12 protein-coding genes are annotated in these 12,176 nt (G+C 43.9%); all 12 read left to right on the forward strand.

Annotated features, from left to right (window positions below):
* Window positions 1–48: 48 nt before the first annotated feature.
* The 12 genes from ACK8P5_RS06570 (at window position 49) to ACK8P5_RS06625 (ending at window position 11,707) form a co-directional block, all read left to right on the forward strand.
* Complete coding sequence (locus ACK8P5_RS06570; protein WP_422660171.1) at window positions 49–1,275, forward strand: Rne/Rng family ribonuclease; 1,227 nt, start codon at window positions 49–51, stop codon at window positions 1,273–1,275.
* A gap of 172 nt (window positions 1,276–1,447) precedes the next feature.
* A complete protein-coding gene (rplU, locus tag ACK8P5_RS06575; RefSeq protein ID WP_379243914.1) occupies window positions 1,448–1,759 on the forward strand; it encodes a 50S ribosomal protein L21 in 312 nt (103 codons plus the stop codon).
* Between the two features lie 13 nt (window positions 1,760–1,772).
* Complete coding sequence (locus tag ACK8P5_RS06580) at window positions 1,773–2,117, forward strand: ribosomal-processing cysteine protease Prp (protein WP_422660172.1); 345 nt, start codon at window positions 1,773–1,775, stop codon at window positions 2,115–2,117.
* 5 nt (window positions 2,118–2,122) lie between these two features.
* A complete protein-coding gene (rpmA, locus tag ACK8P5_RS06585) occupies window positions 2,123–2,434 on the forward strand; it encodes a 50S ribosomal protein L27 (RefSeq protein ID WP_422660173.1) in 312 nt (103 codons plus the stop codon).
* A 150-nt stretch (window positions 2,435–2,584) separates the two neighbouring features.
* On the forward strand, window positions 2,585–3,325 hold the full coding sequence (locus ACK8P5_RS06590; protein ID WP_422660174.1) for a Spo0B domain-containing protein: 741 nt from the start codon (window positions 2,585–2,587) through the stop codon (window positions 3,323–3,325).
* Window positions 3,326–3,338: 13 nt separating this feature from the next.
* Window positions 3,339–4,649 (forward strand): GTPase ObgE, encoded by a 1,311-nt coding sequence (gene obgE, locus ACK8P5_RS06595; protein WP_422660175.1) that lies wholly within the window; start codon window positions 3,339–3,341, stop codon window positions 4,647–4,649.
* Window positions 4,650–5,058: 409 nt separating this feature from the next.
* Window positions 5,059–5,496, forward strand: coding sequence for an ACT domain-containing protein (locus ACK8P5_RS06600; protein ID WP_422660176.1), 438 nt, complete (start codon window positions 5,059–5,061; stop codon window positions 5,494–5,496).
* A 45-nt stretch (window positions 5,497–5,541) separates the two neighbouring features.
* Window positions 5,542–6,828 carry a homoserine dehydrogenase gene (locus ACK8P5_RS06605; RefSeq protein WP_422660177.1) on the forward strand — a complete coding sequence of 429 codons (1,287 nt, stop codon included), beginning with the start codon at window positions 5,542–5,544 and terminating at the stop codon, window positions 6,826–6,828.
* 72 nt (window positions 6,829–6,900) lie between these two features.
* Window positions 6,901–7,974 (forward strand): threonine synthase, encoded by a 1,074-nt coding sequence (gene thrC / locus ACK8P5_RS06610; protein WP_422660178.1) that lies wholly within the window; start codon window positions 6,901–6,903, stop codon window positions 7,972–7,974.
* Window positions 7,971–8,939, forward strand: a complete 969-nt coding sequence (gene thrB, locus ACK8P5_RS06615; protein ID WP_422660179.1) for a homoserine kinase — start codon at window positions 7,971–7,973, stop codon at window positions 8,937–8,939. Before thrC ends, thrB begins: the two co-directional genes overlap by 4 nt.
* Window positions 8,936–9,826 carry a prephenate dehydratase gene (pheA, locus tag ACK8P5_RS06620; RefSeq protein ID WP_422660180.1) on the forward strand — a complete coding sequence of 297 codons (891 nt, stop codon included), beginning with the start codon at window positions 8,936–8,938 and terminating at the stop codon, window positions 9,824–9,826. The genes thrB and pheA overlap by 4 nt, the downstream gene beginning before the upstream one ends.
* 222 nt (window positions 9,827–10,048) lie before the next feature.
* Window positions 10,049–11,707, forward strand: a complete 1,659-nt coding sequence (locus tag ACK8P5_RS06625; protein WP_422660181.1) for a LysM peptidoglycan-binding domain-containing protein — start codon at window positions 10,049–10,051, stop codon at window positions 11,705–11,707.
* Window positions 11,708–12,176: the final 469 nt, after the last annotated feature.

The raw sequence follows: 12,176 nt of genomic DNA on the forward strand, positions 1-12,176 counted from the left end.
GATAGGATTGGGTAATAGATTCGTAAGTCTTCCATAAGAGGTGAAGCCATGAAACAAATGATCGTTCACTGTGACCCGGAAACCATTCAGATGGCCCTCGTCGAAGATGGCAGACTTGTTGAGTATGCAACTGAACGCGGGCGTGAGAAAAGTGTCGTTGGTAGTTTTTATAAAGGAAGAGTAGTCAATGTGCTTCCAGGCATGCAGGCTGCATTTGTAGATATTGGATTGAAAAAGAACGCTTTTTTATATGTGGACGATGTATTGCATCCTCATTTGGAGAAACAACCCAAGATCAAACCTTCCATTACGGATTTGCTTAAGGTCGGACAAGAGCTGGTTGTTCAGGTTATGAAGGAACCAAGGGGAGGAAAAGGTGCGAGAGTCACCACTCACTTCTCTTTACCAGGCAGATGTATGGTATTTATGCCTAAGTCTGATTATGTGGCCGTATCCAAGAAAATTCAAAGAGAAGCGGAAAGAATGCGTCTAAAAATGATTGGTGAGCGGATTAGAAATGGTGAGGAAGGTATTATTATGCGTACGGTCTCTGAGGATGAGTCCGTTGAATTTGTTGCTGGAGATCTGGAGCTGCTGCGCCTGGAATGGGAAGGGATCATTGAGCGGGCGAAAGTTTCAGAATCACCGGCTATTCTGCATAGAGATCTAGGAATTCTTCAGCGCTTTATCCGAGATGCCTTTGATCCCATGAATGATGAACTGATTATTGACCGCGAACAAGATGCCAGAGAAGCAGAAAGATATTTAACCAATATGATGCCTGGTATTAAACCTAAAGTACAATTGTATGAGGGAAACTATCATGTCTTTCAAGCTTATGGTATTGAGGAGCAATTGAGAGTCAGTTTCTCACGTCAGATCTCTCTGCCTGGCGGTGGAACCATCGTTATTGATCAAACTGAGGCCCTTACGGTTATTGATGTGAATACAGCGAAGTATACGGGCGGAGATAATTTTGAGGATACCGTTACCCAGACGAATCTACATGCTGCTCGCGAAATTGCCCGGATTCTCCGGCTTCGGGATATCGGTGGTATGATCATTATAGATTTCATTGATATGGAAGAGGATGAGCATCGACAAGAGGTCATCGCTGTCATGGAGGCAGGTATCCGTAAAGATCGGACGAAGAGTTTTGTTGTTGGCTGGACCAAGCTGGGATTACTGGAGATGACCCGCAAGAAAGCGCGTGAGAGTTCAGCCGCTCCCTATCCCAAGACTTGTACAGTCTGCGGTGGGACAGGCATCGTCTAAAACAAGATGTGTTGACGATTAATAGGCTATATGTTATGATCTTCAAGTATGTGTTTAGTGAGCAATTGCTGCACATGCTGTAACCGCTCCGATCGGGTTTACAAGGGCGCTCATTTTTAAATGAACGAACACCTGAATTAGGCGAGTCTGAGACATGAGGAGGTGCAAGCAAATGTACGCTATTATCGAAACAGGTGGTAAACAATACAAAGTTCAAGAGGGCGACGTATTGTTCATCGAGAAGCTGAATGCAGGTGACGGGGAAAGCGTGACTTTCGACCGTGTACTAGCCGTTTCCAAAGAGGACGGTTTGGTAGCAGGAACGCCGGTTGTTTCCGGTGCATCCGTAACTGCTAAAGTGGAGAAGCACGGTAAAGGCCATAAGGTCGTTGTATACAAATACAAGCCGAAGAAGAACTACCACAAGAAGCAAGGTCATCGTCAACCTTACACAAAAGTAACCATCGAGAAAATCCAAGCGTAAGAAGGTGCGGTAATTGATTACTGTACAGATCTCTCGCAAAGAAGACGGCCTAATCCATGGATTTGAAGTCAAGGGACATGCAGGTTATGCTCCCCACGGACAAGATATCGTATGTGCTGGAGTATCCAGTGTTACGGTAGGTACGGTGAACTCTATTGAGGCTTTAACCGGTACTGTCATGGAGACTAAGATGAAGGGCGGATTTCTCAGCGGAATTGTTCCGCCGGTGAAAGACGAATCGGTATCGGGTCAGGTGCAGTTGCTTCTCGAATCCATGGTTCTGATGTTACAAGGAATTGCAGATTCATACCGTGAGTATATTCAAATACAAGAACACACTACTAAAAGAAGGAGGTAGACAACATGTTGAAATTGGATCTTCAGTTATTCGCATCGAAAAAAGGTGTAGGTTCCACAAAGAACGGACGTGACAGCCAATCGAAACGTTTGGGCGTTAAGCGTGCAGACGGTCAAGTCGTTACTGGTGGAAGCATCTTGGTTCGCCAACGCGGAACGAAAATTCACCCAGGCACAAACGTGGGCATCGGCAAAGACGATACTTTGTTTGCGAAAGTCGAAGGCGTTGTGAAATTCGAACGTTGGGGTCGTGATCGCAAGAAAGTGAGCGTCTACCCGGTTGATGTCGCTCCTGTAGCGGCTGCAGTAGAAGCGTAAGACGTTTCTAATAAAGCTTACAGACGAGAAGTTTCCGGCAACTTTGCCGGGGCTTCTTTTTTTTATTGAAGAGATGAATCCCGGATAAAGACTGTGGTATACTGTGGTCTGGTGAGCGTAACCAATTGTTTGTGGGAACGGGGAGAAATGATGAATTCCTGGAAATGGATATCGGCTGGTGTTGGTTCAACATCCGTGCTGCCAGCAGCCTGGATGTTATGGCATCCTACATATACAGCTGGAATAATTCTGACAATCTGGTCTGCAGTCGCCGCGCTTGTTGCTGCTTGGTATGTCTGGCGAATGGAAGTTCGCAAGCAGAAAGTTAACCAGCAGAACTTGGAGCAGAGCGCCATTCAGACGCTGAACCACCACCGCCATGATTGGATGAACGAGCTTCAGATTTTATATGGGTATATTCAGTTAGGGAAGCTTGATAAATCAGTGCAATGTGTGGAAAGAATAAAGGAACGGATGCTGCAGGATAGTAAAATATCAAAGCTTGGTCTTCCGTCGTTGGTTTTTTATTTGCATTCCTATCGAACGTTAAACACGGGTTTACAATTGGATGTTGATGTTGTAGACCATGTTCAATTGGAGGGAAAGCTGACACCGAGTAAGGAAGAGAGTTTTGCTCAATCCATTATGCAGGTTATACACGTATATCAGCAAAGTGGGAGTTCGACTTGGGAAGATGAGCGACTGCTCACCTTAACATTCATGGAGCAGGGACAAGAACTGATTGCTGAGTTTGATGGAGAGGGTTCTTTTGGTGATTCAGACCATATACGTCAACAGATTGAGCTTGCAGTACAAGATAGAGGTATAAGGGTAGAGCAGATCCATACGGAAAATACGACGTATCGATTATGCTTACCGTATGTGATATGAGGAAGGTGAATTCATGTTTGTAGATAAGGCAAAAGTATATGTTAAAGGCGGAGACGGTGGGGATGGTCTAATCGCGTTTCGTCGTGAGAAATACGTGCCAGAAGGTGGTCCAGGCGGCGGAGATGGCGGTAAGGGCGGAGATGTAATATTTCGCGTTGATGAGGGTCTTCGGACTCTGATGGATTTCCGTTACCAGCGGCATTTTAAAGCTAAGCGTGGGGAAAAGGGTCGCAACAAAAGCCAACATGGAGCTAATGCGGAAAATATGGTAGTGAGAATACCTCCGGGCACCGTGCTTATTGATGATGACTCAGGCGAAGTTATTGCAGATTTAACCCGCCATGGTCAGCAAGTTGTCGTAGCACGTGGTGGTCGAGGCGGACGTGGTAATATCCGTTTTGCTACTCCGAACAATCCAGCCCCAGAGCTTGCAGAGAATGGTGAAGAAGGTCAAGAGCGTTATGTTGTGATGGAACTTAAAGTAATGGCTGATATCGGACTTGTTGGGTTCCCGAGTGTCGGGAAGTCTACCTTACTATCCGTTGTATCAGCGGCACAACCGAAGATTGGAGCCTATCACTTTACAACAATTACTCCGAATCTAGGTGTGGTTGATGTCGGTGATGGTCGTAGCTTCGTCATGGCGGACCTTCCAGGTTTGATTGAAGGAGCACATGAAGGTGTGGGGCTCGGACATGAATTCCTACGTCATGTGGAACGGACACGTGTTATTATTCATGTAGTCGATATGTCTGGTTCTGAGGGTAGAGATCCGTTCGAAGATTGGCAGAAGATCAACGAAGAGATTCGGTTGTACAATCCGGTATTGGCTGAGCGTCCTCAGATTGTCGCAGCTAATAAGATGGACATGCCTGACTCGGTAGACAACTTGGAAGCATTCCGTGAACAAGTGAAGGAAGTGCGTCCTGATCTTGAGATCATGCCAATCTCATCACTAACGCGTCAAGGGATTCAGGAACTTCTATATCGCGCGGCAGCTATCTTGGAAGCTATTCCAGATGAACCTGCTATTGAAGAAGTTGCTGAGACAACAAAACGTAAAGTATATAAATTCGATAAAAAGGATGATAATGCGTTTACGATTACGCGTGACAACGAGATGTATGTTGTGAACAGTGAACGTATTGAACGGATGTTGAAGCGGATGCAGATGAATTCGCATGATGCGATTCTGAAGCTTGGTCGTACACTCCGGCATATGGGTGTCGATGAGGAACTTCGTCGTCGCGGGGCAACGGAAGGAACCATCGTTCGGATTGGGGACTTTGAATTCGAGTTTATTGAAGGCAGTAGTTATTACTAAGTGCTATACCGCTTAACTCCAACTAAGGAGTATAGGCGGTTTTTTTTTTGTTTAATTTATAACCCAAAACGATATGGATTTCGTATACAATAAGGTAATGATGATGGTCAAGCTCTTGAGTCGCATAACAATTAATTGACACGTTTTTTATCTGATATTAACGGATTTTCATTCCGGGAATGAACTTCTCATGAATGAGAGGAATGCAATCTCAGTCTATGTGAAAACCTCCCTCATGAGACGGGAGGTTTTGTGTATATCAATCATAAACAACGTGTAAATATACAAATATTCGATACACATGATAAAACCATTTTTAAAAAAAAGGCTTAAATGTATTGCCCTTAGCAAGGTTATCCAGTATAATGTCCACTATACAAAAACACGAGTCTTTGAGGAGAGGACGTTTGTGAAGGAACGATATTATCTAGTCCGTGAGGATATTTTGCCAGAAGCCGTGGTAAAGACCATGCAGGTGAAAAGACTGCTCGCGTCCGGTGATGTCAAGACCGTGCATGATGCTGTGGAACAGGTTGGTCTAAGTCGGAGTGCTTTTTATAAGTACAAAGATGGTATTCATCCGATCAATCAATTGGAGCGCGATGAGATTGTCACCATTTCCATTGATATGGAGCATCGTTCTGGCATGTTATCCCAGGTGCTCGGACTTGTAGCTGGTGAAGGCGGAAATGTGCTAACGATACATCAAAGTATACCGCTGCAAGGGATTGCGAATGTAGTCATATCCGTTGAAGTTTCGCGGTTGAATGAGGAGTTAGATGATTTGCTAGATGGACTGAGACGAGCGACTGGTGTGCGAAGAGTCCAGATGATCGGGCAAGGATAGAAATATAGATTACGAGAGTATGGGAACTTAGGAGGAGTGGGTTATATGAAGCCGGTTAAAGTGGGATTGTTAGGATTGGGTACTGTAGGTACAGGTGTTGTTCGGATTGTAGAGGGACATCAGGAGGATTTAAGCAGCCAGGTCGGATCACCTATTATCATAGAGAAAATTGCAGTTAAGAATACAGAGAAAGATCGTAGCGTATTCGTGGATAGTGGAAAACTGACGGATGATCCTTGGGATGTCATTCGTGATCCTGAGATTGATGTGATTGTAGAAGTAATGGGCGGTATCGAGCAGACGAAGTCTTATATTTTGGAAGCTTTGGAGCGCGGTAAACATATTGTCACTGCAAATAAAGACTTGATGGCACTACATGGTGCTGAGATATTGGCAAAGGCACAAGAGAAACAGTGTGACGTATTCTACGAAGCGAGTGTAGCGGGCGGAATTCCGATCATTCGCACACTGATCGAAGGATTCTCATCAGATCGTATTATGAAAATCATGGGGATCGTTAACGGAACAACGAATTTTATTTTGACTAAAATGAGTCAAGAAGGTGCTTCATACGAAGATGTGTTGGCAGAAGCACAACAACTTGGTTATGCCGAAGCAGATCCAACATCGGATGTAGAGGGATTGGATGCCGCACGTAAAATGGCCATTCTCGGTACACTTGGTTTCCGTACAAATGTTGAATTGAAGGATGTAAGTGTGAAGGGGATCTCTCAAGTCTCTAAGGAAGATATCCTTTACGCGAAGCGCCTGGGTTACGAAATGAAATTGCTAGGAATTGCAGATCGCGAAGAGGAACAGGTCAGCATTAGTGTTCAACCTACTATGGTTCGCACCAGTCATCCCATTGCGTCAGTGAATGGCGTGTATAATGCAGTATACGTATATGGAGAAGCCGTGGGTGAGACGATGTTCTACGGACCAGGTGCTGGTGAAATGCCGACGGCAACATCTGTTGTAGCAGACTTAGTGGCTGTTATTAAGAACCTGAAACTTGGCGTGAACGGTTTGAAAGCAATTGTTCCGTATAAAGCGAAGAAGCTCAAGAATGATGAGCAGATCACTTATAAGAATTTTATCTTGCTTCATGTTGATGATAAGGCAGGGGTACTTGCAAAAATCACTCAAGTATTCGCCGAGTACGATGTAAGCTTGGAGTCTGTAGTGCAGCAGCCTAATGATACGAATCCTGATGCAGAAATCATTATCGTAACGCATAATGCGAGCAAAGCTAGCATGGATAAGGTGCTGACTCATTTTGAAAGTTTGGAAGCAATCCGGCGCATCAAGAGTGTATATCGCGTAGAAGGATAGACCAAGTGTTATCTTGAACCATTCGATTACTAACTATACTAATTATATAAATATAAGAGGAGAGTTATAGAGATGCCATATGAAGGTTTGATCCAGACGTATAAGGAATACTTACCCGTTAATGAGAATACTCCACTGTTAACTTTAAAAGAAGGAAATACGCCGCTGATTCGGGCAGAGAATCTGTCCAAAGACCTTGGAATCGATCTGCACTTCAAATTTGAAGGTCTGAATCCAACGGGTTCTTTTAAAGACCGTGGTATGGTTATGGCTGTAGCCAAAGCTATGGAAGAAGGCAGTCGTACCATCATGTGTGCGTCTACAGGAAACACATCTGCAGCAGCAGCTGCATATGCTGCACGCGGTGGCCTGAATTGCATTGTAATTATCCCGAATAATAATATAGCGCTTGGTAAGCTAGCTCAAGCAATGATTTACGGTGCAAAAGTTATTGCAATTGACGGTAACTTTGACCGTGCACTTGAGATTGTACGAGAAATTACAGCAAAACATCCTATTACTCTAGTGAACTCGGTGAATCCGTACCGGATTGAAGGTCAAAAGACAGCAGCATTTGAAGTCGTTGATCAACTTGGTAAAGCACCTGATGTCCTTGCAATTCCTGTTGGTAATGCAGGAAACATAACTGCTTACTGGAAAGGGTTTAAGGAATATCATGCTGCTGGTAAGGCATCTTCACTCCCAACTATGCTTGGGTTCGAAGCTGAGGGCGCAATGGCCATCGTAAAAGGTGAGCCGATCCCAAATCCTGAAACAGTTGCTACAGCGATTCGTATCGGGAATCCGGCAAGCTGGAAAACAGCGGTTGCTGCGGCTAATGAATCTGGAGGACAGATTAATTACGTTACTGATGATGAAATCCTTGCAGCATACCGTGCTATTGCTTCACGTGAAGGTATTTTTGCAGAACCAGGTTCTGCAGCTTCGATTGCTGGTGTGTACAAAATGAAGCGTGAAGGTTACTTCAAAGGTGGAGAGAGTGTTGTGTGTGTACTCACTGGCCATGGTCTGAAGGATCCTAATATTGCAATCAAAACAGTAAATTCTGAGCCACTTGTGGTATCAGATACAGAAGAAGCTGTCATGGATGCTATTGCTAAGCTTGAAGGAGCTGCGCACGTATGAGTTTGTCTGAAAGAGTCCGGATTAAGGTCCCAGCCAGCACGGCTAACCTCGGTCCGGGATTTGATACATTAGGAATGGCTTTATCTCTGTATGCTTGGATTGAAATGAAGCAGGATGACCGAACTTCATTCCAGTTGTTTGGGGATCAAATGACAGGGGTCCCGGAGGATAAGAGTAATCTTATCTATCAGGTTGCTCAGATGGTTTTTGAAGAAGCGGGTATTTCTGTTCCTGAACTCTCTATATCTATGTACTCAGAAATTCCGTTGACTCGTGGACTAGGCAGTAGTGCATCAGCAATCGTGGGGGCTCTCGCGGCAGCTAATGCATTAATCGGTTCTCCTCTACCGGATCGTAAATTATTCGATATGGCAACGAATCTTGAAAAACATCCTGATAATGTTGGTGCATCTTTGTTTGGGGGTATTATTGCAGCTGCTTGGGATGGACAACATGCAGACTATGTCCGGATTGAACCACCGGCTGAATTGGAAACGATGGTCGTAATTCCAGATTTTCACCTGGCTACCTCTATGGCAAGAGAGGCGCTACCGAAGCAGGTTTCGCTTGCTGACGCTGTATATAACATCAGTCGCTCTTCGCTAATGACTGCTGCATTATCCTCTGGACGATTAGACCTGATCGGAGCCGCAATGAAGGATAGGATTCATCAACCGTACCGTGCGGCACTTGTGCCTGGGATGGCTGAAATACTTGATGAAGCTCCGAATCGTGGTGCATTGGGTGTAGCATTAAGCGGAGCAGGACCCACACTCATTGCATTCATACAGCGAGAAGATGAACGTGTAGAGGCACTTCAAACCTATCTCCTTGAAACGATGAAAAAGGAAGGAATCCCAGCATCGATTTTGTTACTTTCACCAGACATTCATGGGGTACAGGTGCTGGATGAATTACAGAGCATTTCATTTATGGATATGATTAGAGGGGAAGTTACCACATGAAACGTATAGCATTGCTACCCTCGGGGTCAGTTTCTCATGAAGCTATTTTATATTTACTTAAAGATGAGCCTGTAGAGTTTGTTCATCATAAGCTGATATCTGATGTTTTCATGTCAACTGTAGATGGAAAAAGTGATTATAGCGTTATTCCAATTGAAAATACCATTGAAGGCTCGGTTAGCCTTCATATGGATTGGCTTGTAAATGAAGTTGATATACCTATGCAAGTGGAGTGGGTGTATCCCTCCATTCAGAATCTTATTGGTGACGCATCTGAGTTCCAGACAGAGGATGGAATTGTTGATTATAAGAAAATCAAAAAAATATACTCACATCCGGTCGCTACAGCTCAATGCAGACAGTTCCTATCTAAGTATGTTCCGGACGCTGAGCTTGAACCTGTAGGTAGCACATCTGAAGGTGTAAAGATTGTCAAAGAAAATCCAGGAAAAGGATGGGCAGCTATTGGTACAACCTTGGGCTCTTCTACGCATGGATTAAATATTATGGCAGAAAAGATTACGGACCATGATAACAACTACACACGGTTTGTTTTGATTGGTCGTAGCCCGATTGAGGTGCCCCGTACCCCGGAGCTGGTGAAGACAAGTATTTTGGTCACACTTCCAGAAGACGTTCCAGGAGCGCTTCATCAAGTGTTATCTACATTTGCTTGGAGAAGATTAAACTTGTCCCGTATCGAGTCACGCCCAACTAAGAAGAAATTAGGTAACTACTATTTCTATATCGATGTTCTTGATACGTCAGATTCTGTATTACTTACTGCGGCAATGTCTGAGATTGAAGCCCTGGGATGTCAGGTTCGCGTACTTGGTTCCTACCCTGGCTTTGCGTATGAGAAAGAGAAGTCGAAAATTGAAATATAAGATGAGGGCAGTTTATAAGACAGCTTCAGAATGAGTGCATTGTAAAAGTTTTATGGTCCTGTACCGTTTGTACTAATTAAGTATCTCAAAATCCTTTCATGTTGATGAAAGGATTTTTTTTGTGTATAGGGATGTCAATCGCCCATCTTCTGCATAGGATGTAGTAACGAATGCAGGCGAAAGGCTTTAAAACGCCTAGAAGAGTGTAGGAGGTTTAGCGGCGTGAAAATACACATCGTCAAGAAGGGCGACTCCCTATATGAGCTATCTAAAAAATATGGAGTACCTTTGGTTAAAATTGTGGATGCAAATCCTCAATTAGTAGATCCGAATAAACTAGATATTGGCATGAAAGTAAAAATACCAACAGAACCTGTTCCCGTTCCAGAAGGCAGTCAGCCCATTATCCATAAACATGCCGTGAAGCAAGGGGACTCACTATGGAAACTTTCTAAAGCTTGGGGAGTTTCACTGAAGGAGATCATAGATGCGAACCCTCAACTTAAGAATCCTAATGCACTACTAGTAGGAGAAATTGTTAACATCCCCGCTGCGGGAACATTTACGAACCCAGGCAATAATCAGCATGCCGGTGGTAATGGACATATGCCAGATAAGACGATTCCAGGAAGTAAAACTTACACAGGACCGAAGGAAGAAAAGACAGCACCCAAGGAAGAGGTAGTTGCTCCTAAAGAAGAAATGAATGCACCAATGCCCAATATGCCAGTTTTACCTAACATACCTATGCTTCCTGAAAACGAAGTTAAGCCTGAAGTCAACGTTAAGCCGGAAATTACAATAATTCCTGAGATCACATTAAAACCTGAGATATCGATTATGCCGGAATTGGTTATTAAACCAGAGAACCCAATTTTACCGCCTGCGGAACCGATCTGTAAGGATAAGAAGCAAGAGAAACCAGACTGTCAGGAGATGCATTTTGTCCCGGCTCCTGAGCCATGTCCTCCTTTTCCGGAGTGTCATGAATACGTTATGCCTCAACAAATGGATTGCTACCAATCACCAGCTATGATGTTTCAACCAGCTCCACTGATGATGTTTCCTGAATCTCCATGTGGATGTAAGGATCATATGATGACTTCACATGATTGGCATGGGCCACAGCATATGATGCATCCAGGAGAGAATGAGATGTTGCCAGGATGGGGAGCCCCAAATTCACCATACCCGGGTATAACAGAACAACCAATGACACTTGAGAATAATCATCTGAATATAGCGGAGTCTTATATGCCCGGTATGTCGTCAATGAGTCCAAACATGATACACCCTGAACAAAATCAACCATCTATCTCTTATGAATCAGGTATGGGGATGGCTCATCATCAAAAATCACCTTGTGGATGTCATGGTGGAACTGAAGTACCAACGCCTTATGGTCAGGGGATGATGATGAATCCGAGCTGGGGTCAAATGCACCCCCATCATCAGCACCATAGTAACTATCCACATCATTTTAATCACTGTCAGTTCCCTGTAATGCCTTGTTGCTGTGGAGTACAGCCATATTCCCCTTGGCCTGCTTATGGGATGGAGGGGATGGCACAAACGATGGGGAACTCGGCTTTTCCTCAAGGGGGTATAGGGATGAATTACCCTTTACATGGTGAAAATGTGGAGCATCCTAAAAAAGACTGTGGTTGCCACGGACGTCAAGAAGACGAACCGGGATCCGTAAATGCTACTGGTGTGGAGTCTTTTGATACGGAATATCAAGAAGAATCAGTTGATGAAACAGAGGTTGAAGCAAAAGTGTCACGCGAACGACGTACAAGAGTGAAACCGAAATCTACACCTAAGAAGACACGTAAGGAGATCAAAAAACCTAAACGTAAAAATCCTTGGATTAAAGGTTAGTTCTAACAAGAGTAGAGTCTAAAGTAAGAAGTAAGCATGCTATCAAAGTAAGATGGGTGAAAACGCCTGTCTTGCTTTGTTTTTGTTTTACTATACAATTGGAATATTTTATGGGTTGATTCCGTTTTTAAACGTATGGTATATTATAAATCCAGTCGCGAGACGATAGAATGAGTGACTGGCGAGAGAGTTTAAAAGCTGAAAGACTTCAAAAAAACTTTTTAAAAAAACTCTTGCAAAACAAAGTGAGACATGATAAGATATAAGAGTTGCTGCGGTGAACGAGATTCGCGAGTGACACTGAAGAATTGACCTTTGAAAACTGAACAACGAGTGAGTTAAACCGATCTTACTTCGGTAAGATCAAAAATGAGAATTTTTAATTCTCGTCAGTTTTTCTAAATGAGCGAATCGCTCTTTAAATGATTTGGAAGGTTGGATATTTTCTCGAAGTAATTCGGTGATGTTC

It is taken from the genome of Paenibacillus sp. EC2-1, assembly GCF_049311625.1.
Lineage (GTDB): Bacteria > Bacillota > Bacilli > Paenibacillales > Paenibacillaceae > Paenibacillus_AQ.